Source organism: Actinomadura rifamycini DSM 43936 (genome assembly GCF_000425065.1).
In the GTDB taxonomy this organism is placed as follows: domain Bacteria; phylum Actinomycetota; class Actinomycetes; order Streptosporangiales; family Streptosporangiaceae; genus Spirillospora; species Spirillospora rifamycini.
This window is the reverse complement of the sequence record NZ_KE384300.1, coordinates 397,286-424,217: the sequence shown is the minus strand read 5'-3', so window position 1 is coordinate 424,217 and position 26,932 is coordinate 397,286. Positions and strand designations below refer to the sequence as shown.

Sequence of the window (26,932 nt, the reverse complement as noted above, 5' to 3'; positions counted from 1 at the left end):
ATCCTGTCACCCGGGGCCCGGACGCGGTACGCGCCCGGAGGCGCTATTTCCCCGGCCGTCGAGCAGCGTTCCCAGCCGCGCCGCCTGGATCTCCCAGCGCCACTCCCGCTCGACCCACGCGCGCCCCGCCGCGCCCATCGCGCGGGCCCGCGCGGGGTCGGCGAGGAGGTCCGCGACGGCGGCGGCGACCCGGGCGACCGACCGCCCCGGCACCACCGCGCCCGTCTCCCCGTCCAGGACGGCGTCGGGCGCGCCGCCCGAGTCGCCCGCCACGACCGGCAGCCCCGTCGCGGACGCCTCCAGGTACACGATGCCGAGCCCCTCGACGTCCAGGCCGCGGCGGCGGGTGCGGCACGGCATCGCGAAGACGTCGCCCGCGTCGTAGTGCGCGGGCAGCTCCTCCCACGGCACGCTCCCCGTGAAGACGACCGAGCGGGACACCCCGAGGGACGCCGCCAGCCGCTCCAGCTCGGCGCGGTACGGGCCGCCGCCCACCAGCAGCAGCGCCGCGTCCGGGACCCGCCGCAGCACCCGCGGCCACGCGTGGACCAGCGCGTCCTGCCCCTTGCGCGGCACCAGCCGCGACACGCACACCGCCACGGGGCGGCCGGCGAGCCCGTACCGGTCGCGGACGTCCGCGCCGCCCGCCCCCGCCCGGAACACCGTGTCGTCCACGCCCGGCGCCAGGTGCGCCATCCGCGCCGCCGCGGCCGGGCTCAGCGCCCGCTCCATCCGGGACCGCGTGTACTCCCCCAGGTACGTGAGGGTGTCGACGCCGTCCCCGATCCGGCCGAGCAGGGTCCGCGCGACGGGCAGCGCCGCCCAGCCGGCCTCGTGCCCGTGCGTGATGCCGACCAGCCGACGCGCGCCGCGCCGCCGCAGCGCCGGGGCCAGCAGCCCCAGCGGGGCAGCCGCGCCGAACACGACGGAGTCGCAGTCCTCGGCGCGCAGCAGGTCCGCCGCCCGCCGCAGCACGCCCGGCTCCGGCAGCATCAGCGAGCCCGGATGGCGGACGACGGGGAACGGCTGCTCGGCGTCGAAGCGCGCGGCGCCCTCCCACGCGGGCGCGTACACCACCACCGAACCGGGCGGGCGGCGCAGCGCCAGGGCGTGCACGAACGCCTGGATGCCGCCGGGGCGGGGCGGGAAGTCATTGGTCACGACGAGGGTCTTGGTCATCGCTGCCAAGGATAGGGACGGCCGGGTCCCCGCACGTCACCGGCCGGGCGCCGCGCGGCGAAGGCGAGTCGCGCCAAAAGGCGAGTCGCGACAAAAGCCGAGGGCCCGCCACCGGTCGTCCGGTGGCGGGCCCTCAGCGCTCAGCGGTGCCGCGGGGCGGCGGCCCGGCTACTTGGAGCTCTTGGACTCCTCGCCGCTCTCGACCTCGGCGTGGCCGCCGTGGCCGTTCTCCTCGTGGCCGTGCTCCTCGACGGGGATGTCGTCGATGTTCCACGCCCGGTTGAGGCGGGCGCGCAGGTGCCCGAGCGGCCCCTTGGCGGCCGGCGCGGGAATGCCCTGCGCGTCCTTCGTCGGCGCCGGCGGACGGGCGCTCTCCTTGGCGAGGAGCTTGGCGCGCTCCTCCTCCTTGGCGGGCTCGTGCCGCTCGGCGAACTTGCCCTCGGGCGACATCGTGATGATGCCGCTCTCCACGCCGTGCCCGAGGGTGTCGGCGTCCTTGCGCTGCAGGCCGAGGCAGATCCGCTTCGTGATGATGTACGCGAGCACCGGCCCGACGAAGATCGCGACCCGGAAGAACCACGTCGTGGCGAACAGCGACACGTGGAACTTCTCCGCGATGACGTCGTTCGCGCCGGCCAGCCAGAACATCCCGTAGAACGTGACGGCCGCCATGCCGATCCCGGTGCGGACCGGGGCGTTGCGCGGACGGTCGTTCACGTGGTGGCTGCGGCGGTCGCCGGTCACCCACTGCTCGATGAACGGCCACGCCATCGCGCCGCCGAACACGATGCCGAGGGGCAGCGCCGCCGGGATCAGGACGTTCCAGCTGATCGTGTGGCCCCACACGCTGGTCTCCCACCCCGGCATGAGCCGCAGCGAGCCTTCCAGGACGCCCATGTACCAGTCGGGCTGCGACCCGGCGGAGATCGCCCCCGGGTCGTACGGGCCGAACAGCCAGATCGGGTTGATCTGGAAGAACGCCCCCATCAGCGCCAGCACACCGAACGTGAACAGGAAGTAGGCGCCCGTCTTGGCCATGAAGACCGGGTAGAACGGGTAGCCGTACACCTGCTTCTCGGTCTGGTGCTTGACCGGCATCGCGGTGTGCTTCTGGTGCCACATGATCATCATGTGCGCGGTCACCAGGGCGAGGATGATGCCCGGGATCAGCAGGATGTGCAGCATGTAGAGCCGCGGGACGATGTCCGTGCCCGGGAACTCGCCGCCGAACAGGAACATGTACCCGTAGGTGCCGACCAGCGGGATCGCCTCGAGGACGCCCTGGGTGATCCGCAGACCGGTGCCCGACAGCAGGTCGTCCGGCAGCGAGTAGCCGAACAGGCCCTCCAGCATCCCCAGGATGAACATGGTGATGCCGATCAGCCAGTTCAGCTCGCGCGGCTTGCGGTACGCGCCCGTGAAGAACACCCGCAGCATGTGCGCCAGGATCGACGCCATGAACAGGATCGCGGCCCAGTGGTGGATCTGCCGCATGAGCAGGCCGCCGCGGACGTCGAAGCTGATGTGCAGCGTCGAGGCGTACGCCTCGGACATCTTGACGCCCTGGAGCTGCTCGTAAGAGCCGTGGTAGACGACCTCGACCATGCTCGGCTTGAACCAGAGCGTCAGGAACGTCCCGGTCAGCAGCAGGATGATGAACGAGTACAGGGCGATCTCGCCCAGCATGAACGACCAGTGGTCCGGGAAGACCTTCTTGACGTTCCGCCTGAAGAAGCTCGTCGAGCCGAGGCGCTCGTCGATGAAGCCGAGCGAGCCCTCGATCGCCTTCGGAGCCGTCGTGTCGCTCATCCGCGCTCCCAGAAGCTCGGGCCGACGGGCTCGGGGAAGTCGCTCGTCGCGATGATGTACCCGTCCTCGACGCTGAGCGGCAGCTGCGGCAGCGGCCGCGCGGCCGGGCCGAAGACCACCTTCGCCGCGTCCGTGGCGTCGAAGGTCGACTGGTGGCACGGGCACAGGATGTGGTGCGTCGTCTGCTCGTACAGGGCCGCCGGGCAGCCGACGTGCGTGCAGACCTTCGAGTACGCGACGATCCCGTTGACGTGCCAGTTCTCCCGGCCCTCGGCGGGCTTGAAGTCGCCCGCCGGCACGTTGATCAGGATGGTGACGGCCTTGGCGACCTCGGTGAGCACGTCGTGTTCGTCGACCTGCTCCTCGAGGCCCTCGGGCAGCACCGTGATCATCGAGCCGGGCGTGGCGAAGTCACTGACCTTGAGGGGCTTGTGGGTGCCGTCCACCACCAGGCGGACGCCCTTCTTGCCCTCCTGCTTCGCCTTCTCCACGGCCGCGGCCCAGTGCGTGTGGCGCAGCCGCTTCTCCGGCAGCGGGCCGAGGTCGCGCAGCAGCACCAGCGGGGCCAGGCCCAGCGGCGCGGCGGCCAGCAGCAGCGTCCGGCGCAGCAGCGGCCGCTTGGTGATGCCGCTGTCGGCGGCGCCCTCCAGGAAGTCCTGGGTGAACGCCGCGCGCGTCTCCGCGTCGCTGACCAGCTCGTGCCGCTCCTGCGTGATCGGCTTGCTGGTCATCAGGCGGCGCACCCAGAGGGTGACGCCGGCCGCCATCAGCAGGAACGCGGCGGCCATCGTGCCGCCCAGCCAGAAGTTCGACTCCTGGGCGCGCAGGATGCCGTGCATCCCGCCGTCGCGGCCGCTCCAGCCGATGTAGTACGCGATGAAGGCGACGCTCGCCGCGAACGCCAGCAGGAAGAGCAGGGCGACGACGCGCTCCGCGCGCCTCGCCGACTGCTCGTCCAGCTGCTCTCCGCTGCCCGCGGGCGCGGAGATGTCGTCCTCGGCGAGGAGCGCCTTGTCCCTCGCCGGGGACGGCGTGCCGATCACGCGTTCGCGCGGCCCGCCTTCCTCGCGCGGGCTCGGGGAGCCCGCGGTCTCCTTGTTGTCGTCGCTCATGACTTCTTCAGCTTCTTCGGCTTCTTCGCGGTGATCCACATGGCCGACAGCACCAGGAAGCCGATGCCGAACAGCCAGCCGGCCACGCCCTCGCTCACCGGGCCCATGCGGCCGAGGCCCCAGCCACCGGGGTTCGGCTCCTCACGGGTCTCGACCAGGTAGGCGATGATGGCCTGCTTGTCCTTCGGCGAGAGCGTGGTGTCGTTGAACACCGGCATCGCCTGCGGACCGGTCAGCATGGCCTCGTAGATCTGCGTGGGCGTGACGTCGCTCTTGGAGAGCGGCGGCGCGTACTTCCCGCCGGTGAGGGCGCCGCCCTGACCGGTGAAGTTGTGGCACTGGGCGCAGTTGGTGCGGAACAGCTTGCCGCCGAGCGCGGCGTCACCGCCCTCGGGGTCGGTGACCGACTCCGGCGGGATCGGCGGGCCGCCGCCCAGGGAGTCGACGTAGGCGATCAGGTCGTGGAGGTTGTCCTCCGCTTCGGCCTTGCGCTTCTCGGCTTCCTCGCGCTCCTTCGGATCCTCGTAGTCCGTCGAGATCGTCGTGTCGAACACGGGGATCGGGTCCTTGCGCGGGATCTGCGCCCCAGGGTTCATCGCGGGCATGCGGCCCGTGCTGACCTGGAAGTCGACGGAAGCCGCGCCGACCCCGATGAGGCTGGGAGCGATCCAGTTGCCCTCGGCGTCCTTGGTGCCCTCGCCGTTGAGCCCATGGCAGCTCGCGCAGTTCTTGTTGAACAGCTGCTGGCCATGCTCGATGTCCTCGGCGGTCTGGGCCTTGCCCGCCGCCGCCTGGGCGCGCTCGGTCTGCGGCGAGAAGCCGGCGTAGATGACGCCGATCGCCGCCAGGGCCGCCAGCACGACGGCGTAGCCCGCCCACGGGCGCCGTCGCCATGCGGTGAACCTTTTCACGGAAATCCCCGTTCGGGTCATGTCGTCTGGTAGGTCAGTCGGGTCGGGTCGTCACAGGTCGAGCAGGTAGATCGCGGCGAACAGGCCGATCCACACGACGTCGACGAAGTGCCAGTAGTAGGACACGACGATCGCGCTGGTGGCCTGCTCGTGCGTCCATCTCTTCGCGGCGTACGTCCGTCCGAGGACGAACAGGAACGCGATGAGGCCGCCGGTGACGTGCAACCCGTGGAAGCCGGTGGTCAGGTAGAAGACCGACCCGTAGGCGGAGGACGAAAGCGTCAGTCCCTCGTGCACCACGAGCTCGTAGTACTCGTATGCCTGTCCGGCGACGAAGTAGGCGCCCATGAGGAACGAGAGGACGTACCACTCGCGCAGGCCCCAGCGCCGGAAGTTCAGGAGGCTGCCGTCGCGGCCGACCTTCCCGGCCTCCGCCTTGAACACGCCCATCTGGCACGTCACGGACGACAGAACCAGGATGGTCGTGTTGATCGACGCCAGCGGCAGGCTGAGATGGGCGCCCGGCCAGGCGTCCTCCCCGGACTGGCCGATCGTCACGGAGCGGATCGTGAAGAACATCGCGAACAGCGCCGCGAAGAACATCAGCTCGGACGACAGCCAAACGATCGTCCCCACGCTGACCAGATTGGGACGGTTCGCCCGTGCGTGAGGTGTTGTCTCTATCGCGGATGCTGTCACGGGCAGCATTATTGCGCCCCCATCCCGTGAGTGACGCATGACCCCCCTCCTAGAGTTCCCGGGCGTGTTCGGGGAGGCCGTCCGACCGCCGAAAACCGGCCCGGGATCTCGTGCGCGCGCCCCGGAGCGGGTACCCTTCGTCGACATGAGCACCGCCCCGGAGAGCCCGATGAAGGTTCTCGTCTACAGCGACGACGCGAACACCCGCGCCCAGATCCGGACGGCGATCGGGCGCCGCCCCGCCGCGGACGTGCCGCGGGTCGAGTTCGTCGAGTGCGCGACCCAGCCCGCCGTGGTGCGGCGGCTCGACGAGGGCGGCATCGACGTCCTCGTGGTGGACGGCGAGGCGCAGCCCGCGGGCGGGCTCGGCGTGTGCCGCCAGGCCAAGGACGAGGTCTTCGACTGCCCTCCGGTCCTGGCGATCATCGCCCGGCGGGACGACGGCTGGCTCGCGACCTGGTCGCGCGCCGACGCCGTCGTGAGCCTGCCGCTGGACCCGATGGCCCTGGCGAACGCGCTCGCCGGCCTCATGCGCTGGCGCCTCGAGAACCGCCTTCCGGCCCTGTAACACCAGCTCGCCGGGGAGGCGGGGCGAAGCCCCGGCCCGACACCCCGGCCGGGAGCCGCACCGCGATCCCCCCGGTGACCGACCTCACCCTGGGGAGACATGGACGCGCGCACGACCTGGCCCGCTCTGCTCAACGCGCTGCTCGACGGCGAGTCGCTGACGAGCGAGGAGACGTCCTGGGCCATGAACACGATCATGGCCGGGGAGGCCACCGACGCGCAGATCGCGGGCTTCGCCGTCGCGATGCGCGCCAAGGGCGAGACCGTCGCGGAGGTCGCCGGGCTCGCCGAGGGCATGATGGACAACGCCACGCCGATCCACGTGCCGGGCCCCATCGCCGACCTGGTCGGGACCGGCGGCGACCGCGCCCACACGGTGAACGTGTCCACGATGGCGGCGGTGGTCGCCGCGGCGGCGGGCGTCACCGTCGTCAAGCACGGCAACCGGGCGGCGTCGTCGTCGTGCGGGTCCGCGGACCTGCTGGAGCACCTCGGCGTCGCCATCGACCTGTCCCCCGGGGCCACCGCCCGGGTGGTCGAGGAGACCGGCATCACCTTCTGCTTCGCGCCCCGGTTCCACCCCGCGCTGAAGTACGCCGGACGGACGCGCAGCGAGCTCGGCACCCCCACGGTGTTCAACTTCCTCGGCCCGCTGACGAACCCGGCGCGGCCGACCGCGCAGGCCGTCGGGGTGTTCCACCCGCGGATGGCGGGCGTCATCGCGGGCGTGTTCGCGGCGCGCGGCTGCTCCTCGCTGGTGTTCCGCGGCGACGACGGCCTGGACGAGCTGACCACCACGGGCACCTCGACGGTGTGGGTCGTCCGCGACGGCACGGCGACCGAGACGACGTTCGACCCGGCCGACCTCGGCATCCCGCGCGCCGTGCCGGACGACCTGCGCGGCGCCGACGCGGCGTTCAACGGGCGCGTCGCCCGGGACCTGTTCGCGGGCGCGGCCGGCCCGGTCCGCGACATGGTGCTGCTGAACGCGGCCGCGCTGATGACGGCCTACGACGGCGCGCCGCCCGCCGACGAGCTGACCGGGGCGCTCGGCGCCGCGTACGAGCGGGCCGGGCGCGCGATCGACTCGGGCGCGGCGAACGAGCTGCTGGAGCGCTGGGTCGAGGTGTCGCAGGGCCTGCGCAGCTGAGCGGTCCGGCCGAGCCGTCCGGCCCGCCTCCGGGCGGGCCGGGCCCCGCGCGTCCGGCGTCGGTCGGGTCAGTCGGCGTCGGGCAGGCCGAGGGAGAACGCGGCCTCGATGTCGTGCTTGGAGTAGGTGCGGAACGCGATGTGCGTCTCGGTGCCGACGACGCCGGGGACCTTGTTGAGCCGCCCGGGGATGACGTCGTTCAGCTCCTCGTGCCGCCGGACCCGGACCATCGCCATGAGGTCGCTGTCCCCGGTGACGGAGTAGACCTCGCTGACGCCGTCCAGCGCGGCGATCGCCTCGGCCACCTCGTGGATGCGCGCGACGTCGGCCTTGACGAACACGATCGCAGTGACCACTGCACCCTCCCCTGTTGCGTGACGACCCGACTCTATCGGGACGTTCCGCCGGCCGGACGCGGCGCCGGAGGCGGCGCCGGAGCGGCCGTCAGCCGCGGCTCAGCGCGGCGAACCGGCGGGCGGGGCCCGCGCGGCGCGCGAGGACGGCGAACAGCGCCCCCGCGACGAACCCGCAGATGTGGGCGGCGTACGCGACGTTGCTCTCCTGGCCGAGCGAGAGCCACTGCATGACGAACCAGTAGCCGAGCACGACCCACACCGGCAGCCGCATCACGATGACGGGCAGCACCCAGGTGACGACGCGGCCCCGCGGGTTGAGGATGACGTAGGCGCCCATCACCCCGGCGATGGCGCCGGACGCGCCGATGAGCGGCACCGTCGAGTCCGGCGAGGTGTAGGCGAAGCCGTAGACGGCGGCGAGCCCGAACACCAGGTAGGCGGCGAGGTACCGCCACCGTCCGAGGCGGTCCTCCAGGCCCATCCCGATGACGAACAGCGCGACGACGTTGCCGAGCAGGTGCAGCGCGTCCGAGTGGACGAACATCGAGGTGAACGCCGACGTCCAGGGGATCTTGCCGTGGTCGGAGGGGCCGCACTCGTACCGGACGTCCGTCGGCAGCGGCTGCCGCTCCCCCGTCGTCAGCTCCTTCGGCACCGCCCCGTACTCGTAGCTGAAGTGCGCGGCGTTGCACTCGCGGACCTCGCCGTCGCCGTACCAGGTGGCGAAGTTCGACATGGGGGTGAGCAGGAAGACCACGACGTTGGCCGCGACCAGCACGTACGTCACCCAGGGCACGCGGCGCGCGGGCTGGCTGTCGTAGAGCGGCAGTGCCATGTGCGGGTGGTCCCCCCGGGGTACGGACGATCACGTCACTCTAGCGGGGTCGGCGCGGGGGGCGCCGGGGCGCGGGCGCGAGCGCGCCGGGGGCGTGGTCGCCGTACGCGCGGTCGCGGACGGTCCGTTCGCTCACGACGCGGTCGAGGCGTTCGCGCTGCCCCTCGGCGCCGTGCGCCGGGCACGTCCACGTCCCGCCGACCTCGACCAGGCGGACGCCGGGCCGGTCGAGCCAGCGCAGCACGCACTCCATCTCCTCGGCGGTGGCGCCGGTGGACGGCGGCGCGCCGAGCGCGACGCCGCCGGGCGCGCCGCCGGACGGCGGGAACACCGTCTCGGCGGTGGCGATGAGCGCGTCGACGTAGGGGCGGGGGCGGGCCTGCGGCGGCACCGTTCCGGCGGCGGCGAGCCGCCCGTACCGGACGACCGACAGCTCCCAGCCGCCGTCGAACGCGGGCCGGGCCGCGACGAGCTCGGGCAGGCCGGCGAGCGCGGCCAGCCGCTGCCCGCGGGCGGCGGCCCGGACGAACGCGTGCAGCCGGTCGCGCTGCGCGGCGGCCTCCTCGTAGCGCAGCTCGGCGGCGAGCCGGTCGATGCGGACCCGCGCGGCGGCGACCACCGGGCGGACGTCGCCGCGCATGACGGCGCGGGCGGTGTCGGCGTGGGCGGCGTAGTCGGCGGCGGACTCGCGCCCCTCGCAGGGGGCGCCGCAGCGGCCCAGCTCGGCGAGGGCGCAGGAGCGGGCCCGTCCGGCGTCGATGAGGCGCGGGGTGAGCCGCTGGGTGCACTGCCGCAGCGGGACGGCCTCGTGCAGTGCGGCGCGCGCCTCTTCGGCCTGGTGGCGGGACGTGACGGGGCCGAGGTAGCAGGCGCCGTCGTCGCGGCACTCGCGGACGATGGACAGCCGGGGGAACGGCTCGTCGGTGAGCTTGAGCCAGATGGCCCGCTCGGGGAACTTCGACCGCTTGTTGTAGCGGGGCTTGTGCTCGGCGATGAGCCGCAGCTCCCGGACCTCGGCCTCCAGCCCGGTGGCGCACGGGATCGTCCGGACGTTCTCGGCGAGGCCGACCATCTCGCGGGCGCGGCGGCGGGTCTCCGAGCCGGTGAAGTAGCTGCGCACGCGGGAGCGCAGGTCGCCGCTCTTGCCGACGTACAGCACCTCGCCGGAGCCGTCCTCGAACAGGTAGACGCCGGGGGCGCTCGGCACGCCGTCGGCGAGGTGGCGCTTGCGGCGCTGCTCGGGGGTGGGCGCCTTGGCGAAGCCGCGCATGTCCTCCAGCGAGGTGACGCCGAAGGAGCCGAGCCGCTCGATGAGGCCGTGCAGCACCTCGACGGTGGCGCGGGCGTCGGCGAGCGCGCGGTGCGTCGGCTCGGTGGCGGTGCGGAAGAACCGGGCGAGCGTGCCGAGCTTGCAGTTGGGCACCTCGTCGCGGGACAGGACGCGGCGCGCGAGGTCGACGGTGTCGACGACGGGGAAGGCGGGCCAGGCGCGCCCCTGCGCGGCGCACGCCGCCTTGAGGAACCCGATGTCGAAGGGCGCGTTGTGCGCGACGAGGACGGCGCCCTGCGCGAACTCCAGGAACGCGGGCAGCACCGAGTCCATCTTGGGCGCGGCCGTCACCATCGCGGTGGTGATGCCCGTCAGGGCGGTGATGAACGGGGGGACCGGGCCGCCGGGGTCGACCAGCGTGCCGAACTCGCCGAGCGGTTCGCCGCCGCGCACCTTCACGGCGCCGATCTCGGTGATGGCCGAGTCGGCCGCGGAACCGCCCGTGGTCTCGAGGTCGACCACGACGAAGGTCACCTCGGCCAGGGGCGTCCCGAGGTCGTCCAGGGTGCCCTGGACCCCGACGTCCGGCACATCGTTCCCGTGCGCAGTCGTCATGACGGCGACCGTAGAGGACGCCACCGACAGTCACCGAGGACGCCACCCGGGGGCGACCGTGCCGCTAGGGTGGCGGGGTCGGCCGGACGGGGGGACGCCGGTTAGGGTGCGGGGCGCCCGGGAAGACCTGTCTTTCCCGGAGAGCGCACCGGCGGAACCCCGGAAGGAGCGGGATCATCGACAGCGGGCCCGAAGAGCGGCTGGAGCGGCCGCTGCCCGAGGCGGTGCGGCACGGCGTGGTGGAGACGGCCGCCGACCTGCTCGGTGCGCTGCCGCCCGGTGAGGTTCCGATGCCGCTGCGCCGGTTCGCGCGGTTCGAGCGCCGCAAGCGCGCCAAGCTCGCCGGGCAGCACATCGCGGCGCTGCTGGAGAAGGACGCCGGCTTCCGGGCGAGCGTCGCGGGGCCGCTGCGCGCGGCGCAGCCCGAGCTGGCCGAGGCGGTCGAGGGCGGCGACGTCCCGCCCGCCGCCGACCCGGTGCGGGTGGCGATGCTGGGGTACCTGCTGCGGCCGCCCGGCTGGACGGCGCTCGTCGAGGCGGCGCGGGAGGAGTTGGAGCGGTCCGCGACGGCGTCGCAGGAGCAGGACGCCGAGCGGCGCGTCGCCGCGCTGAAGGAGGAGGTCGCGGCGGCCCGGACGGCCCGTTCCGGGGAGCTCGACAAGCTGCGGGCGGAGCTGCGCGGGGCGAAGGCGGAGGTCGCGGAGCTGCGCCGCAAGCTGCACGACGCGCGCGCGAAGGCGCGGGCCGCGCAGGAGCACGCCGCCGAGGTGACCGCCGACGCGGAGCGGGAGCTGACGGCCGCGCGGGAGCGCGCGGCGGCGTCCGACAAGGAGCTGCGCAAGCTGCGGTCGCGGGCGGAGCGGGCGGAGGCGGCGGCGGAGGCGGCGAAGCGCGCCGCCCGCGAGGGCCGCAACGTGGACGACGTCCGGCTGCGGATGCTGCTCGACGCGCTGCAGGACGCGGCGCAGGGCGTCCGGCGGGAGCTGGCGCTGCCGTCCACCATCGGGCGGCCGGCGGACGCGGTCGGCGGCATGGAGCCGGACACCCTGACGCACCGGACGCTGCCGGGGCGGGCGCTGTCGGACAGCGACCCGCAGCTGCTGGACCGGTTGCTGACGCTGCCGCAGGTGCATCTGGTGGTGGACGGCTACAACGTCACGAAGACGGGGTACGGGGAGCTGCCGCTGGCCGACCAGCGCAGCCGGCTGGTGTCGGGGCTCGGCGGGCTCGCGGCGCAGACCCGCGCCGAGGTGACGTGCGTGTTCGACGGCGCCGAGCTGGACGGGCCGGTGGCGATCGCCGCGCCGCGCGGCGTCCGGGTGAAGTTCAGCAGCCCGGGGCAGACGGCCGACGAGCTGATCGGCGAGCTGGTGCGGGCGGAGCCGCCGGGCCGGGCCGTGGTGGTGGTCTCGTCGGACCGCGAGGTGGCCGACGCGGCGCGGCGGGCGAATGCGCGGCCCTGCCCGTCGACGCTTCTGCTGCGGCGGCTCGGCCGTTCCTGAGTGAGAAATCTCCCAGGCCCGCGGGCCGGGACGCCGCCGCCTCCGGCGTTGTGTGATCTTGTGGTGACCAAAAGTGGGTGTTCGGCGGAGAAGGCAAGCAAATAGTGATGAACCGGTTGTGAGCGGTGTGGGGCCTCGCTACTGTCGTCGGCTGATTGTGTCGTCGACGAGAGGGGCTGATTTCGACCGTGACCGATGATCACATCGGGGAGCCCACGCGCCGCAAGGGCGGGCTCGGGACGGCGAGAGCGTTTCGCGGGCTGGCGGTCGCCGCCTGCCTCGCCGTGACGACCTCGCTGGTGTCCGCCCCGGTGGCGGCGCACGCCGACCCGCAGCCCACGGCCGCGGAGGCGCAGGAGAAGCTCGACGAACTGAACAAGAAGGTCGACCAGTACGTCGAGAAGTACAACGACATCGGTGAGAAGCTCAAGATCGCCAAGAAGAAGTACCAGGCGGCGAACAAGAGCGCGACCGAAGAGCAGGCGAAGTTCGAGGAGCAGCGCCGGACCGTCGCCCAGATGGCCGCCAACGCCTACAAGAAGGGCGGCGACGACGCCACGAACGTGGCGAGCTTCGCCAGCAGCGACGACCCGCAGGCGATCCTCGACCAGTCCGCGGTCTTCTCGCTGCTGTCGCGCGAGCGCAGCTCCGAGCTCACGCAGTTCATCGCCACCGCTCAGCGGCTCCGCCGGGAGCAGGCGGCGGCCAAGACCGCCTACGAGGAGGTCAAGGCCAAGTCCGACGAGATCAAGAAGCAGAAGGCCAAGGTCGAGAAGGAGATCGACAAGCAGCAGAAGCTTGTCCGCCGCCTCGGCGGCACGACCTCCTCCTCGAGCGGTTCGGGCAGCGTCGGCGGTACCTACAACGGTCCCGCCAGCGGCGCTGCGGGCACGGCGCTCGACTTCGCCTACGCCCAGCTCGGCAAGCCGTACGAGTACGGCGCCGAGGGCCCGAGCACCTACGACTGCTCCGGTCTCACCATGAAGGCGTGGGGCGCGGCGGGCGTGAGCATCACGCGCACCACGAACTCGCAGTGGGCCGCCACCAAGCGGGTCGCGAAGAGCGACCTGCAGCCCGGCGACCTGGTGTTCTTCAGCGGTCTCGGGCACGTGGGCATGTACGTCGGCAACGGCCAGATGATCCACGCGCCGCGTACCGGCAAGAACGTCGAGGTCGTGAGCATCACCTCGGGTTACTACCTGAACAACTACTACGGCGCCGGGCGCCCCTGACACACACCCCCGGGTGCCAGGAGCGCCCCGCGACGCGGGCCTCGGCCGAGGTCCCGGAGCGGGCGCCGGAGACGACGGACCAGGTCCTACCTGGTCCGTTGTCGTTTTAGTGGGGATTTGCCTCCGCTTGAAGCTTTGGTACGTTGTCCTCACTCGCGGCGCCCTCCAGACGCCGCGGCCCGCACGGCACATCCAGTGGTCGTGCGACGGGCGGCGCGCCCCACGCGCCGTCTCCCCCTTCCGGCGGCACGCCCCACGTGTCGCCTCCCCCCGGCGGCACGTCCCCCGTGCCGCCCGCGGCACCGCGACGGTGCCGCGGCGGTCCCGCCGAGGCCCCGCCTCCGCGAGACCAGGCCGGCCACCCGCCCCGTGCGCACGCGGCAGCGTGCATGGAGCTGTCAGCGTTCCACGAGGTGAGGGCACGGCCCGGGCGGTTCCCCTGGACAGGGCCCGCCGTCATCACAACAGCAGCGCCGCTCGATCGCAGCGGCACGCCGAATCCGCCTCGCGCGGAGCCGGGGACCCATTCGCGTCGGAGTCCGGACCGTTCCGGACGGGCATTCCGACGCCGGGGTGAATCGGTCCGTCCCCTGGACACGTCCAGCGGACGGCCGTAGGGCCACTTCCCGCCCGAACCCGTCAGCTAACCCGGTAGGCGTCTGGAAGAAACGGAGTGTGAATTCTGTCCGACATCCCCTCAGAAATTCGCCGGGAGACGATTCTCGACGCGTCCCGCATTCCCTTTGACGGACATGTGAGGACCATCTAGCCGAAACGGCATTCCAGGGCGCGGCCGCCGGCCGACCGGCGGCCGCGCCCTCCGCCTCCTTCGCGGGCACCGCGCCCCGGGAGGCCGACCATCCGCACCGGCGCGCCCGCCCCCGGGCGCGCCGCCGCCGAGTCCGCCGCGGCCGCGCACGGCCGCCCGCGGAGCCGGGGACCCACCAGTTCTTTCGGGGTGAATCGGCCTGCCCCCAGGCCGTAGGGCGGCTTCCACGCCCGAACCCGTCAGCTAACCCGGTAGGCGGAATGGAAGCCAAGGAGCAATCCCCGTGGCAGGCAAGCACCGGGCCGCCAGGCGACGCACGCCCGGCCCGTTCCCCCTTTCCAACCCCCTCCCCTCCGCCCTGCGGAGGTCCCCCCGGTCGTGGAGCGCCATTCCCCTCTCGTGGCGCACCACCGGCGGCGTCGTCGTCGGCGCGGCCGTCCTCGGCACCGCCGCGGCGACCGCGCAGGCGTCGGTCCTGCAGTTCGACTCCGGAACCGCCAAGACCGCGGCCGAGTTCGCGGTCGTGCAGGACGGCGGCGACCGGGGCTCCGGCGGCTCCGCGGCGTCCGACGACGCCGGGGAGCCCGGCGGGGACGACGCGGGCGCCGGTTCCGGCTCCGGGTCCGGCGGCGGCTCCGGCGACGCCGGGTCCGGCGCGTCCGGGGACGGCGGGTCGGAGGAGAAGAAGAAGAGCAAGCCCACCGCGCAGGACGCCATCGCGATGGCGGAGAAGCAGGTGGGCATCAAGGAGGACGCCAACGGCGAGACGAAGTTCAACGACTGGTACGTCGAATCGGAACGGTCCAAGAAGACGGTCGAGCGGGACGGCGGTTCCCTCGCCGGCTACAGCGACGCCGCCTGGTGCAGCATGTTCATCTCGTGGATCGGCTCCCAGATCGGGGCCGACGACCAGTTCGGGCACGACGCCTACACCGTCACGCACGCGCAGTGGTTCAAGGACGAGGGCCGCTGGGGCACCGAGCCCGAACCGGGCGCCATCGTCTTCTTCGACTGGGGCGGCAGCAGCTCCATCGACGCCATCGACCACGTCGGCATGGTGATCGAGAAGATCGACGACGGCACCGTCAAGACGGTGGAGGGCAACACCGACAGCGCCGTCAAGATCCGCGAGCGCTCGACCTCGACCATCGTCGGCTACGGCTACCCCGAGTACGCCGAGAAGTGACACGACCGGATTGACACCGTCCGGGCGGGTCGTCCGGGTACATGCGTCCGGGTGCACAGGTCCGGATGCATAGGATCGCGCCCATGAAGGACGACCCCGCCCCGGACGGCGCGCGCGGCCCCGTCTCGCGCCGCAGGGTTCTCGCCCTCGGCGCGGGCGGGGCCGCGCTGCTCGCGGCGGGCGGCGCGGGCCTGCTCGGCGCCCGCCGGGCCGCGGCCGTCCTCGCCCGCCGCGCCGAGGCGGTCCGGACCGGCGACCGCGCCGCGTTCCTCGCGACCGTCGCCGCCGCGCCCGAAGGGTTCCGCGACGCGGAGGCGCGCCGCTTCGACAACCTGCGCCGGCTCCCGCTCGGCCGCTGGCGCGAGGAGGTCGTCGACCCCCGCCTCGACGAGGACGGCGACGCGGTGGTCGTCCGCGTCGAGACCCGCTACCGGTTCCGCGGCTTCGACGACGGCGACGCCGCGCGCGTCCGCCAGCTGACGTTCGCGCCGCGCTCCGGCGCCTGGGCCGTGACCGGCGACGGCTCGGCCCGCGGGTTCGCCGACGACGCCGCGATCTGGGACGCCGGGCCGCTCGCCGTCGCCGCGGGCGCCGCGAGCCTCGTCATCGGCGACACGACCGGGCTGGACGGCCTCGCCGCGCTGCTCGACGCCGCGGTGCCGGCCGTCACCGACGTCGTCGGCACCGGCTGGGCGCGCCGCGCGGTGGCGCTCGCGCCCGCCGACCCCGCCCTGGCCGCGGAGCTCGCCGGGCCGGGGACGGACGTCGCGTCGTTCGCCGCGCTCGCCGCCGTCACCCCCGGCCCCGGCGGGAAGGGCGGGCGGGACCGCGTCGTCGTCTCGCCCGCGCCGTTCGGCCGCCTCAACGACCTCGGCCGCCGGGTCGTCCTCACGCACGAGCTGACCCACGTCGCGACCGGCGGCGCCCGCGACGACACGACCCCGCTGTGGCTCATCGAGGGGTTCGCCGACTACGTCGGGTACCGCGGCGCGGGCATCGGCGTCCGCGACGCCGCCGCCGAGCTGCGCCGCGAGGTGGCGGCCGGGCGGGTCCCCGCGGGACTGCCCGCGCCGGACGACTTCGCCGGCGACGCGCGGCGGCTGTCGCAGGCGTACCAGGAGTCCTGGCTCGCCTGCCGGATGATCGCGGAGCGGTACGGTGAGGCGACGCTCGTCCGGCTCTACCGGGCCGCCGGGCGCACCCCCCTGGAGACCGCGCTGCGCGAGGAGCTGGGCCTCGCCCCGGACCGCTTCACCGCGCGGTGGCGCGCCTACCTGACGAAGGAGCTCACGTGAGCCAGCAGGACGGGCGGCTGCGGCGCCCCCGGATCGCCGCGACCGTCGCCGCCGCCGCGCTGTTCGCCGCGGTCGGGACCGTCCTGGCGCTGACCACCCCGTGGAACCCGCTGCCCGGCCCGGTCCCCGGCGGCCGCACGGCCCCCGACCCGGCCGCGGACCACTCCCCCGCCGAGGTCGCCCGCAGCGCCGCGTTCGACTCCGCGCTCAACCCGCCCGCGTACGCGGGGCTCGCCGCCGGGCTCGCGGTGGTGCTCCTCCTCGGCCTGACGCCGCTGGGCGCGCGACTCATCCGGTTCGCGACGGCGCGCGTGCCGCGCCGCCCGCTGCGCGTCCTCGCCGCCGCCGCGGCGGTGACGACGCTGCTGTGGCTCGCCGGACTGCCGTTCGACGTCTGGGGCGAGACGGTGCTGCGCACCTACGGGCTCTCCACGCAGAGCTGGTCCGCGTGGTTCGCGGACGAGCTGAAGTCGCTCGGCCTCACGTGGGTCGTCTACGGCCTCGTGCTGCTGCTCCTGTACGCGGCGGTGCGCCGCTTCCCCCGCTACTGGTGGACGGGCGCCGCCGCCGGCGGCTTCACGCTCGTCGTCGCGGCGTCGTTCGCGTACCCGGTGGTGGTGGAGCCGGTCTTCAACCGGTTCCACTCGCTGCCCGAGGGGCGGCTGCGCACCGACCTGCTGGCGATGGCCGAACGCGACGGCGTCCCGGTCGAGGACGTCCTCGTCGCGGACGCGTCCCGCCGGACGACCTCGCTGAACGCCTACGTGTCCGGGTTCGGCTCGACGCGCCGGATCGTCCTGTACGACACGCTGCTGGAGTCGCCGCCGGAGCGGGTGGAGTCCATCGTCGGGCACGAGCTCGGCCACGCCGACGACGGGGACGTGCTGTGGGGGACGCTCGTGGGGGCGCTCGCCGTCGCGGGCGGCGTGTGCCTGCTGTACCCGCTGATGACGTCGCCGCGGCTGCTGCGCCGCGCCGGGGTCGTCCCGCGCGGCGGAAGCGCCCCCGAAGCGGACACCGGCGCGGACGAGAGCGCCGGCGCCGGCGCCACCGCGGGCGCCGCCGCGCGGGGCGGCGGGGCCGCGGACCCGCGGTCGGTCGCGCTCGTCGTGGCGCTGCTGGCGGTCGCGATGCAGCTCGCCGCCCCCGTGCAGAACCTCGTCAGCCGCCGGATCGAGGCGCGGGCGGACGTCCACGCCCTCGACCTCACCCGGGACCCGGCGACGTTCGTGTCGATGCAGCACGAGCTGACGGTGCGCAACATCTCCGACCTGAGCCCGAACCCCGTCGAGCGGTTCCTGTGGATGTCGCACCCGGCGGGACCCGAGCGGATCGCGATGGCGCGCGACTGGGCGCGCCTGCACGGCGTCCGGGTCCCGCCGCCGCGGTCCGGCGGCTGACCCGGTCAGCTCCCGGCCGGCTGCCCGGCGGGCCGGTCGGCCTGCGCCGCCAGGTTCGCCGGATCGGCGTTCGGCCCGATCTTCACGGACCGCTTCAGCGCGCCGCCCTTCACCCACTTCTTCCAGTCCATCTGCCAGTAGCTCCACCCGTTGTAGGGCTCCAGCTCCCGGTCGGTGCCGGTGACGACGATCGGGTCGCCGCGCATCGTCATCTCGTAGAACCACTCGGCGTTGGACGGGCTCACGTTGATGCAGCCGTGGCTGACGTTCGAGCTCCCCTGGCTGCCGACGGACCAGGGCGCGCTGTGCACGTACTCGCCGCTGTCGGAGATGCGCACGGCGTCGTCCACGACGAGGCTGTACCCGCCCGCGCTGCCCGGTGCGATCCCCATCCACGAGGACGTCATCGTGACGGGGTCGTCCTTTTGCATCGCCAGGTGGATGCCGTTGGTGGTGGTGAACCTGCGCTCCGACCCGTCGCCCATGCTGGTCGGGATCGTGCGCACCTTCTTGCCGTTGACCTTCACGACCATCTTGTGGGAGTCCTCGTCGGCGGTGCTGACCTGGGAGTCCCCGACGGTGAAGGCGATGCGCTGGTTCTTGCCGCCGTAGACGCCCTTGCTCGTGCTCACCCCGGCCAGGTGCGCCTGGAACGTCACCTTGGTCTGCGCGGGCCAGTACTGCTTCGGCCGGAAGACGACCTGCTCGTCGTCGACCCAGTGCCAGGCGCCCTCGACGGGCTTGCTCGCGCGCACCACCAGCGCCCGCTCGACCGCGGCCTTGTTCTCGACCGGCTCCTCGAAGTTCATGACGATCGGGATGCCGACGCCGACGGTCTCCCCGTCGAACGGCGCCCCGAGCGTCATCGGGTTCGTCTTCTCCGCCGCCGCGGTGGTGAACTCGCTCCGCACCGTCCGGCTCCGCCCGTCCTCGCCGAGCGCCGTGGCGGCGACCGTGTACGTCTTCCCGGGCATGAGCGCCCAGCGGGACCGCCACGCCGTCCCGTCCTCGGTCAGGCTCCCGTCGACGGCCGTCCCGCCGGTCGTCACCTTCACGTCGGCGATCGTGCCGCGCTCCGCCCGGACGGCGATCGGCGCGTCCGGCGCCACCGTCCCGCCCTGGCGCGGCGACACCGTGAGCTCGACGGACCGCGCCGTCGTCTCGTCCTGGGCCGTGCATCCCGCGGCCGCCGCCGCGCCGACGCCGACGAGCAGCGCGACGGCCCGCCGTCCCCGGTCCCTCGGTCCTGAGCAACGAAACCGCACTGGTGGACCCCCCGGTCGTCCCTGGGCGCCCATTTCGTCCGCTCCGGCCCGGTCGCTGGAGCGACGCCCAGTATGTGAAAGGGCCGGTACCCGGGAAATTCCGGATACCGGCCCTTCATGGGCGGTTTTTACCGATCAGTGGGCGAAATGACCCCGGTAGTACTCGAAGACCAGGCCGATCACCGACATGAGGATGGCGACCGTACCGATGATCACGAGCCACCAGCCGAACACCAGGCCCAGCGTGATCGCCGCGGCCGAGAGGCCGATGTACAGCGGCCACCAGCTGTGCGGGCTGAAGAAGCCCAGCTCGCCGGCCGCGTCCGCGATCTCACCCTCCGGGTCGTCCTCGTACAGCGGGCCCGCGTTGGCCCGCTCGAGGCGCCGCACCGTGAAGTGGATGTAGAAGCCGATCAGGCCGGCGAGGCCGACGGACAGCGCGAGCGCGGTCGTCCCCGTCCAGTCGTTCGACCAGTACCAGTACACGACGTCGGTGATGAGGAAGAAGATGGCGCATCCGTAGAACATGAACGCCTGAACGCGCATCGGTCAGTCTCCCTTCGAGACGGCCGAGCCGCCGGACGCGCCGGCCAGTTCGCCCTTCGCGCCCACATGCGGGTGGTGCAGGTCGAACGCGGGCCGCTCGGACCGGATCTTCGGGATCGAGTTGAAGTTGTGCCGCGGCGGCGGGCACGACGTCGCCCACTCCAGGGACGCGCCGTAGCCCCACGGGTCGTCCACCTCGACGCGCTTGCCCTTCTTCCACGTGATGTAGACGTTGTAGAAGAACGGGAGCAGCGAGGCGCCGAGGATGAACGAGAAGATCGTCGAGACCACGTTCAGTCCCTCGAACTCGGCCGCGTAGTCGGCGTACCGGCGGGGCATGCCCGCGGCGCCCAGCCAGTGCTGGACCAGGAAGGTGCCGTGGAAGCCGATGAACAGCAGCCAGAAGTGCACCTTGCCGAGGCGGTCGTTCAGCATCTTGCCGGTCCACTTCGGCCACCAGAAGTAGAAGCCCGCGAACATCGCGAACACCACGGTGCCGAACACGACGTAGTGGAAGTGCGCCACCACGAAGTAGGAGTCGGACAGCTGGAAGTCCATCGGCGGCGACGCGAGGATGACGCCGGTCAGGCCGCCGAACAGGAACGTGACGAGGAAGCCGAGAGACCACAGCATCGGTGACTCGAACGTTAGTTGGCCTCTCCATATCGTTCCGATCCAGTTGAAGAACTTCACGCCTGTCGGCACGGCGATGAGGAACGTCATGAAGGAGAAGAACGGCAGGAGCACCTGGCCGGTCACGTACATGTGGTGCGCCCAGACCGTGATGGAAAGGCCCGCGATGCTGATGGTGGCGAACACCAGGCCGATGTAGCCGAAGACCGGCTTACGGCTGAACACCGGGAGGATCTCCGTCACGATCCCGAAGAAGGGCAAGGCGATGATGTACACCTCTGGATGCCCGAAGAACCAGAAGAGGTGCTGCCACAGCAGCGCACCGCCGTGCGACGCGTCGAACACGTGCGCGCCGAACTTCCGGTCGGCCTCCAGGGCGAGCAGCGCGGCGGCCAGCACCGGGAACGCGAGCAGGACCAGGATGGAGGTCAGCAGGACGTTCCAGGTGAAGATCGGCATCCGGAACATGGTCATGCCCGGCGCGCGCATGCACAGGATCGTGGTGATGAAGTTGACCGCGCCCATGATGGTGCCGAAGCCCGACATCGCCAGGCCGAGCACCCACATGTCGCCGCCGATGCCCGGCGAGCGGACCGCGTTCGACAGCGGGGCGTAGGCGAACCAGCCGAAGCTGGCGGCGCCGTTCGGGGTCAGGAACCCCGCGAGGACGATCAGGCTGCCGAACAGGAACAGCCAGTACGCCAGCATGTTCATGCGCGGGAACGCGACGTCCGGCGCGCCGATCTGCAGCGGCATCACCACGTTGGCGAAGCCGGCGAACAGCGGTGTCGCGAACATCAGCAGCATGATCGTGCCATGCATGGTGAACAGCTGGTTGAACTGCTCGTTGCTGACGACCTGGAGCCCCGGCTTGTACAGCTCGGCGCGCATGACCAGGGCGAGCACGCCGCCGATCAGGAACATGAAGAACGACGTGATCAGGTAGAGGTAGCCGATCGTCTTGTGGTCGGTGGACGACATCCACGAGGCGATGATCCGCCCCTTGCTCGTCCGCGACGCGGAGACCGGCGCGCTCGGTGCCTTGCTGATCGTCGTCAATTGGCACCCCCCGCGGCTTGGGTCGACGCGGCCTGCTTCTTGGCCTTGGCGTCGGCGATGAACTTGTCGTACTGCTCCGGCGTGACGACCTTGAGCTGGAACAGCATCCGGCTGTGGTCGACACCGCAGAGTTCGGCGCAGCGGCCCTCATAGGTGCCGAGCTTGTTCGCGGTGAACTCGAACTCGTTGGTGTAGCCCGGCATGACGTCCTTCTTGTAGATCATCGCCGGGACCCAGAACGAGTGGATGACGTCGTTGGCGTGCAGCCGGACGCGGATCTTCTCGTTCGCCGGGACCGTCATGACGGGCTTGGCGGGCGCCGGGCCGTTCGGGGCGACCGGCTGGCCGACCACGGTGGCGACGCTCTTCCCGTTCTCGACGTAGTCGAACTGCCAGCTCCACTGGAACGCCGTGACGTCGACGACGACGTCCGGATCGTCGGTGGTCTTCTCGACGAAGTTCTGATCGCGCGCCGTGAAGTAGAACAGGACCGCGATGATGACGAACGGGACCGCCGTGTAGAGGATCTCGATCGGCATGTTGTAGCGGACCTGCGGCGGCAGGTCGTCGGAACGCTTGCGGTGGAACACCACAGCCCAGATGATCAGGCCCCAGACCACGGCCCCGACGGCGAACGCCGCGATCCAGGAGCCCTGCCAGAGCCTCAGCATGCGTTCGCCCTGGATGCTGATCGGCTCGGGCATGCCGAGGCGGGCCGCCTCACCGCTGCACGCGGTGGCGGTCAGCGCCAGCAGCCCTAGCGCGCCGGCGCTTGTGATTGCGCGGCGACTGCGCACAGGCGTACGCCGCTCCCTAGAGCGGGTCGGACTCACGGAATGCCTTCCCCACGGATGAAGCCCGGTCGGCCGGGCGGTGTAGATCTGCTGTTACACGTGCGTTGGACACCCTAGCGCGAGGGTCGCGCGCACCCCCGATCGGGTGCCCGGTTAGTGTTCCGCCATGGCCGGAAGCAGCGGCTACCTCGACGCCGCCTCCACCGAACCGCCGCACCCCGCGGCGCGTGCCGCGCTGCTGGAAGCGCTCGATTCGGCCTGGGCCGACCCCGCGCGTCTCTACGGTACGGCGCGCGGCACCCGCATCCTGCTCGACCGCGCCCGCGCGCGTGTCGCGGGGGTGCTCGGCGTCCGGGCCGACGAGGTGTCGTTCACGTCGTCCGGCACGCAGGCCGTCCACCTGGCCGTCCTCGGCGGGCTGCGCGCGCGGCGGCGGGTCGGCTCCCACCTGGTGGTGAGCGCCGTCGAGCACTCCAGCGTCCTGCACGCCGCCGAACTGCACGAGCGGGACGGCGGCGAGGTGACGGTCGTCGGCGTCGACCGCGCCGGGCGCGTCGACCCCGCCGAGTTCGCGGCGGCGCTGCGCCCGGACACCGCGCTGGCGTGCCTCCAGTCGGCCAACCACGAGGTCGGCACGCTGCAGCCGCTCGCCGAGGCCGCCGAGCACTGCCGGGCGGCGCGCGTCCCGCTGTGCACCGACGCGGCGCAGTCGCTCGGGCGCGCGGACGTCCCGCCGGGCTGGTCGCTGCTGGCGGGCAGCGCGCACAAGTGGGGCGGGCCCGCCGGAGTGGGGGTGCTCGTGATCCGCAAGGGGACGCGGTGGCGCTCCCCGCTGCCGGACGACGAGCGCGGGGCGCGCCGCGTCCCGGGGTTCGAGAACGTGCCCGGGGCGGTCGCCGCCGCCGCTGCGCTGGAGGCGCGGCACGTGGACATGGCGGCGGACGCGGCGCGGCTGTCGGCGCTCGTGGAGCGGATCCGGGCCGAGGTCGCGCGGACCGTCCCGGACGTCGAGGTGGTCGGCGACCCGGTCCGGCGGCTGCCCCACCTGGTCACTTTCTCCTGCCTGTACGTGGAGGGCGAGGCGCTGCTCACCGAACTGGACCGGCTGGGTTTCGCGGTTTCGTCGGGGAGCTCGTGCACGGCGGATACGCTGCGTCCCAGTCATGTGCTGGAGGCGATGGGAGTGCTGACCCATGGGAACGTGCGGGTGTCGCTGCCCCGTGACGTCGAGGCGGCGGACGTCGAGCGCTTCCTGTCGGTGCTCCCCGGCACCGTCGCCCGGCTCCGCGGCGACCTGGGAGTGACGCTGCCGTGACCTGCCCCGCGACTCCATCCCCCCGCACCCCCACGACCCCCGAGACAGGGAGGCGGTCCCGCCCATGAGGTTCCGAGGCCGCGCCAAGCACCGGCGGCCGGCGGCCGCGCCCGTCCCCGCCGCGCCCGAGCCGTCCGGTCCGGTGCCCGCGCTCGTCATCGACGCGCTGGGCCGCAAGTGCCCGATCCCGATCATCATGCTGGCCGAGCGGATCCGCGAGGTGCCGGTCGGGGAGGTCATCGCCGTCCTCGCCGACGATCCCGCGGCCCGCACGGACGTCCCCGCCTGGTGCCGGATGAAGTCGCAGGACTTCGTCCGCGAGGAGACCCTCGCGCAGGGCGGCTGGGGCTTCCACATCCGCCGCACGTACTGACCGCGCCGCCCGGGCGCCGGTCCCGGCCCGCCCCCGGACGCGCGAAGGCCGCGCCCCCGCGGGGACGCGGCCGGTCGCGCGCGGACGCTACGGGTTCGGGCAGGTGACGTGCGGGGCCACCTCGGCGGACGCCTCCGGGCCGTAGGCGGCGGCGAAGCGGTCCAGGAACGCCTGGCGGGACAGCGTGTACTCCTGCGGCCCGGCGGCTTCGAGGGCGTGCGCGGCGATGGCGTTGCCGACCTGCGCGGCGCGCTCCAGCGGCAGGTTCCAGGCGAGGGCCGACAGGAAGCCGGCGCGGAACGCGTCGCCCACGCCGGTCGGGTCGACGATGGAGGCGACGGAGACGCACGGCACGTGGACCCCCTCCCGGCCCTCCCGGTCGATGACGACGCCCTTGGCGCCGAGGGTGGTGACGCGGACGCCGACGCGGGAGAGGATCTCCTCGCCGGACCAGCCGGTCTTCTCCTCGCAGAGCGCCTTCTCGTACTCGTTGGTGAACAGGTACGCGGCGCCGTCGATGAGGCGGCGCACGTCCGGGCCGTCCATCCGGGCGAGCTGCTGGGACGGGTCCGCGGCGAACGGGATCCCGCGGGCGCGGCACTCGTCGGTGTGCCGCAGCATCGCCTCGGGGTCGTTCGGGCTGACCAGCACCAGGTCGAGGCCGCCGACGCGGTCGGCGACCGGCTGCAGCTCGATGCTGCGGGCCTCGCTCATCGCGCCCGCGTAGAACGTGGCGATCTGGTTCTGGTCCTGGTCGGTGTTGCACAGGAACCGGGCGGTGTGGTGCAGCTCGGACACGTGCACCGAGGCGGTGTCGACGCCGTGCCGGTCGAGCCAGGAGCGGTAGTCGGCGAAGTCGTCGCCGACCGAGCCGACCAGGATCGACTCCTTGCCGAGGCTGCCCATCCCGAAGCAGATGTTCGCGGCGACGCCGCCGCGGCGGATCTCCAGTTCGTCCACCAGGAACGACAGCGACACCCGATCGAGCTGGTCGGGAAGGAGCTGGTCGGTGAACCTTCCCGGGAAGGTCATCAGATGGTCGGTCGCAATGGAACCGGTCACGGCGATGCGCACGCGTCGCTCTCCTCGTCGAGGTCGTCGTCCGGCTGGTTCACCGGCTTTTTCAGACTGGGAAAGCCTACTTGCAGCGGCGGCCGGCCACCTCGACGGGCGAACGAAAAGGGACGGCGCGGACGGTCGCGAAGACCGTCCGCGCCGTCCCTCAGGCCGCGCGCGCCTCTGCCGTGCGGCGGACGCCTCAGTTGAAGGAGTCGCCGCAGGCGCAGGAACCCGAGGCGTTCGGGTTGTCGATCGTGAAGCCCTGCTTCTCGATGCTGTCGACGAAGTCGATGGTGGCGCCGGTGAGGTACGGCGCGCTCATCCGGTCGACGCGCACCGACAGGCCGTCGAAGTCCTGGATCTGGTCGCCGTCCATCTCGCGCTCGTCGAAGAAGAGCTGGTAGATCAGGCCGGAGCAGCCGCCCGGCTGCACGGCGACACGCAGCGCAAGGTCGTCACGGCCCTCCTGCTCGAGCAGGCCCTTGGCCTTCTCCGCGGCGGCGTCGGTGAGGACGACGCCCTGCTGCGTGGTCTCCTGCGTGGTCTCGCCTGAAACCGTCATGTGTTCAGCTCCCGGGTCTCGCTGCGCCGCGTTGCGGCGATTTCCGCTTGTCCTGTGAGGACGCGTACGCCCCTTCCCGTAGGACAACGTACCTCGCCACAAGGCCATTCCGCTTCCGGGCCGTCTTGAACATCCCGCGGGTGTGCGTTCTACGTCACATCGGCCTACGTCACATCGGCGCACCCCGCCGGATGTGCCATCATTAGTCGTCACATCGACGATAAGTGTCGTCGCCTGGAGGGAGATCCTCGTGAGCACACCGGTGCGCGACCTGCCCCTGCTGCTGCTCGGCAGCGGCGCCGACCCGGCCAGCGAGCGCGGCGTGGACTGTCCCGGCGAGCTTCCGCCGGCCTCCGACCCGGCCCTCGTCGAGCGGGCGGCCGCCGCGAAGGCCGCGCTCGGCGACCGCGTGTTCGTGCTCGGCCACCACTACCAGCGCGACGAGGTCATCCGGTTCGCCGACGTCACCGGCGACTCGTTCAAGCTCGCCCGCGAGGCCGCGGCCCGCCCGCAGGCCCCGTACGTGGTGTTCTGCGGCGTCCACTTCATGGCGGAGTCCGCCGACATCCTGACCGCGGACCACCAGCGGGTCGTGCTGCCCGACCTCGCCGCCGGGTGCTCGATGGCGGACATGGCCACGTTCGACCAGGTCGAGGACTGCTGGGACGTCCTGGAGGACGCGGGCGTCGCCGACGACGTGGTCCCCGTGACCTACATGAACTCCTCGGCCGACATCAAGGCGTTCGTCGGACGGCACGGCGGCGTCGTCTGCACGTCGTCCAACGCCAGGCGCGCGCTCGACTGGGCGTACGCGAAGGGCAAGAAGGTCCTGTTCCTGCCGGACCAGCACCTCGGCCGCAACACCGCCGTCCTGGAGATGGGCTTCTCGCTGGACGACTGCGTCGTCTACAGCCCGCACCGCAAGGAGGGCGGCCTCACGCACGGACAGCTGCGGGACGCCAAGATGATCCTTTGGCGCGGGCACTGCTCGGTGCACGGCCGGTTCACCAAGGAGTCCGTGGACGACGTCCGCGCGCGCGTTCCGGGCGTGAACGTGCTGGTGCACCCCGAGTGCCGCCACGAGGTGGTGACGTCCGCCGACCTGATCGGCTCGACGGAGTTCATCATCAAGACGCTCGACGCGGCCGCGCCCGGGACGTCGTGGGCGGTGGGCACGGAGCTGAACCTCGTCCGGCGGCTGGCGAACGCCCACCCGGACAAGAACGTCATGTTCCTGGACAAGACGGTCTGCTACTGCTCGACGATGAACCGCATCGACCTGCCGCACCTCGTGCGGTCGCTGGAGTCGCTCGCCCGCGACGAGGTCGAGAACGTCATCCGGGTCGACGAGGAGACCGCGCACTACGCCCGCGTGGCCCTCGACCAGATGCTCGCGCTGCCCTAGCCGGCGCGCCGCCGGAGCACCGGCCGCCGGAGCA

At 72.5% G+C, this 26,932-nt stretch carries 24 protein-coding genes and 2 riboswitches; of the genes, 10 read left to right on the top strand and 14 right to left on the bottom strand.

The window, feature by feature from the left end:
- Positions 1–6: 6 nt before the first annotated feature.
- From H505_RS46480 to ctaE, 5 genes are all read right to left on the bottom strand, one after another.
- Positions 7–1,179 carry a glycosyltransferase family 4 protein gene (locus tag H505_RS46480; RefSeq protein WP_051301520.1) on the bottom strand — a complete coding sequence of 391 codons (1,173 nt, stop codon included), beginning with the start codon at positions 1,177–1,179 and terminating at the stop codon, positions 7–9.
- A 168-nt stretch (positions 1,180–1,347) separates the two neighbouring features.
- Entirely contained in the window at positions 1,348–2,988 is a 1,641-nt protein-coding gene (gene qcrB / locus H505_RS0135350) for a cytochrome bc1 complex cytochrome b subunit (RefSeq protein WP_026405716.1), read from the bottom strand.
- Positions 2,985–4,100, bottom strand: a complete 1,116-nt coding sequence (gene qcrA, locus H505_RS0135345) for a cytochrome bc1 complex Rieske iron-sulfur subunit (RefSeq protein ID WP_026405715.1) — start codon at positions 4,098–4,100, stop codon at positions 2,985–2,987. Before qcrA ends, qcrB begins: the two co-directional genes overlap by 4 nt.
- Positions 4,097–5,011, bottom strand: coding sequence for a cytochrome bc1 complex diheme cytochrome c subunit (qcrC, locus tag H505_RS0135340; protein ID WP_026405714.1), 915 nt, complete (start codon positions 5,009–5,011; stop codon positions 4,097–4,099). Before qcrC ends, qcrA begins: the two co-directional genes overlap by 4 nt.
- A 51-nt stretch (positions 5,012–5,062) precedes the next feature.
- Entirely contained in the window at positions 5,063–5,719 is a 657-nt protein-coding gene (gene ctaE, locus H505_RS0135335) for an aa3-type cytochrome oxidase subunit III (RefSeq protein ID WP_325052939.1), read from the bottom strand.
- 136 nt (positions 5,720–5,855) lie between these two features.
- Between ctaE and H505_RS0135330 the strand changes: the two genes are divergently transcribed.
- Both H505_RS0135330 and trpD read left to right on the top strand, forming a co-directional pair.
- Positions 5,856–6,278 (top strand): response regulator transcription factor, encoded by a 423-nt coding sequence (locus H505_RS0135330; RefSeq protein ID WP_026405712.1) that lies wholly within the window; start codon positions 5,856–5,858, stop codon positions 6,276–6,278.
- Between the two features lie 99 nt (positions 6,279–6,377).
- Positions 6,378–7,427 carry an anthranilate phosphoribosyltransferase gene (trpD, locus tag H505_RS0135325; protein ID WP_026405711.1) on the top strand — a complete coding sequence of 350 codons (1,050 nt, stop codon included), beginning with the start codon at positions 6,378–6,380 and terminating at the stop codon, positions 7,425–7,427.
- A gap of 68 nt (positions 7,428–7,495) precedes the next feature.
- Here the strand turns inward: trpD and H505_RS0135320 are convergent, their stop codons facing one another.
- From H505_RS0135320 to H505_RS46475, 3 genes are all read right to left on the bottom strand, one after another.
- Entirely contained in the window at positions 7,496–7,783 is a 288-nt protein-coding gene (locus H505_RS0135320; RefSeq protein ID WP_026405710.1) for an Lrp/AsnC family transcriptional regulator, read from the bottom strand.
- A gap of 88 nt (positions 7,784–7,871) precedes the next feature.
- Positions 7,872–8,618 (bottom strand): rhomboid family intramembrane serine protease, encoded by a 747-nt coding sequence (locus H505_RS0135315; protein WP_026405709.1) that lies wholly within the window; start codon positions 8,616–8,618, stop codon positions 7,872–7,874.
- Between the two features lie 40 nt (positions 8,619–8,658).
- Positions 8,659–10,503: a DEDD exonuclease domain-containing protein gene (locus H505_RS46475; RefSeq protein ID WP_051301519.1), complete on the bottom strand. Its 1,845-nt coding sequence runs from the start codon at positions 10,501–10,503 to the stop codon at positions 8,659–8,661.
- 236 nt (positions 10,504–10,739) lie between these two features.
- Here H505_RS46475 and H505_RS0135305 point away from each other — a divergent pair, with 236 nt between their 5' ends.
- The 5 genes from H505_RS0135305 to H505_RS0135285 all read left to right on the top strand — a co-directional run bounded on the left by H505_RS0135305 (position 10,740) and on the right by H505_RS0135285 (position 17,887).
- On the top strand, positions 10,740–12,005 hold the full coding sequence (locus H505_RS0135305) for an NYN domain-containing protein (RefSeq protein WP_233617740.1): 1,266 nt from the start codon (positions 10,740–10,742) through the stop codon (positions 12,003–12,005).
- A 188-nt stretch (positions 12,006–12,193) separates the two neighbouring features.
- Positions 12,194–13,237 (top strand): C40 family peptidase, encoded by a 1,044-nt coding sequence (locus H505_RS0135300; protein ID WP_233617739.1) that lies wholly within the window; start codon positions 12,194–12,196, stop codon positions 13,235–13,237.
- Positions 13,238–13,719: 482 nt separating this feature from the next.
- Positions 13,720–13,910: riboswitch (cyclic di-AMP (ydaO/yuaA leader) on the top strand.
- Between the two features lie 239 nt (positions 13,911–14,149).
- Positions 14,150–14,278, top strand: a riboswitch (cyclic di-AMP (ydaO/yuaA leader).
- 11 nt (positions 14,279–14,289) lie between these two features.
- Positions 14,290–15,192 (top strand): CHAP domain-containing protein, encoded by a 903-nt coding sequence (locus H505_RS48390; RefSeq protein WP_051301518.1) that lies wholly within the window; start codon positions 14,290–14,292, stop codon positions 15,190–15,192.
- 83 nt (positions 15,193–15,275) lie between these two features.
- Positions 15,276–16,487, top strand: coding sequence for a hypothetical protein (locus H505_RS46465; RefSeq protein ID WP_051301517.1), 1,212 nt, complete (start codon positions 15,276–15,278; stop codon positions 16,485–16,487).
- A complete protein-coding gene (locus H505_RS0135285; protein WP_026405706.1) occupies positions 16,484–17,887 on the top strand; it encodes a M48 family metallopeptidase in 1,404 nt (467 codons plus the stop codon). Before H505_RS46465 ends, H505_RS0135285 begins: the two co-directional genes overlap by 4 nt.
- A gap of 5 nt (positions 17,888–17,892) precedes the next feature.
- On the opposite strand, the gene H505_RS46460 is transcribed toward H505_RS0135285, so the two are convergent.
- From H505_RS46460 to ctaC, 4 genes are all read right to left on the bottom strand, one after another.
- The gene (locus H505_RS46460) at positions 17,893–19,152 is read right to left on the bottom strand and encodes a L,D-transpeptidase (RefSeq protein WP_245592714.1); all 1,260 of its coding nucleotides are present in this window, start codon (positions 19,150–19,152) and stop codon (positions 17,893–17,895) included.
- Positions 19,153–19,287: 135 nt separating this feature from the next.
- The gene (locus H505_RS0135275; protein ID WP_026405705.1) at positions 19,288–19,698 is read right to left on the bottom strand and encodes a cytochrome c oxidase subunit 4; all 411 of its coding nucleotides are present in this window, start codon (positions 19,696–19,698) and stop codon (positions 19,288–19,290) included.
- A 3-nt stretch (positions 19,699–19,701) separates the two neighbouring features.
- Complete coding sequence (gene ctaD / locus H505_RS0135270; protein ID WP_026405704.1) at positions 19,702–21,390, bottom strand: aa3-type cytochrome oxidase subunit I; 1,689 nt, start codon at positions 21,388–21,390, stop codon at positions 19,702–19,704.
- A complete protein-coding gene (gene ctaC / locus H505_RS46455; protein ID WP_051301516.1) occupies positions 21,387–22,187 on the bottom strand; it encodes an aa3-type cytochrome oxidase subunit II in 801 nt (266 codons plus the stop codon). The genes ctaD and ctaC overlap by 4 nt, the downstream gene beginning before the upstream one ends.
- A gap of 163 nt (positions 22,188–22,350) precedes the next feature.
- On the opposite strand from ctaC, the gene H505_RS0135260 reads away from it, so the two are divergent.
- Both H505_RS0135260 and H505_RS0135255 read left to right on the top strand, forming a co-directional pair.
- Positions 22,351–23,499: a cysteine desulfurase family protein gene (locus H505_RS0135260; protein ID WP_026405703.1), complete on the top strand. Its 1,149-nt coding sequence runs from the start codon at positions 22,351–22,353 to the stop codon at positions 23,497–23,499.
- A 64-nt stretch (positions 23,500–23,563) separates the two neighbouring features.
- Positions 23,564–23,872, top strand: coding sequence for a sulfurtransferase TusA family protein (locus H505_RS0135255; protein ID WP_084551167.1), 309 nt, complete (start codon positions 23,564–23,566; stop codon positions 23,870–23,872).
- Positions 23,873–23,959: 87 nt separating this feature from the next.
- Here H505_RS0135255 and H505_RS0135250 read toward each other — a convergent pair whose 3' ends face one another.
- Positions 23,960–24,946 (bottom strand): carbohydrate kinase family protein, encoded by a 987-nt coding sequence (locus H505_RS0135250; RefSeq protein ID WP_026405701.1) that lies wholly within the window; start codon positions 24,944–24,946, stop codon positions 23,960–23,962.
- A gap of 184 nt (positions 24,947–25,130) precedes the next feature.
- Positions 25,131–25,493, bottom strand: coding sequence for a HesB/IscA family protein (locus H505_RS0135245; protein WP_026405700.1), 363 nt, complete (start codon positions 25,491–25,493; stop codon positions 25,131–25,133).
- 250 nt (positions 25,494–25,743) lie between these two features.
- Here H505_RS0135245 and nadA point away from each other — a divergent pair, with 250 nt between their 5' ends.
- Entirely contained in the window at positions 25,744–26,898 is a 1,155-nt protein-coding gene (gene nadA, locus H505_RS0135240; protein ID WP_026405699.1) for a quinolinate synthase NadA, read from the top strand.
- Positions 26,899–26,932: the final 34 nt, after the last annotated feature.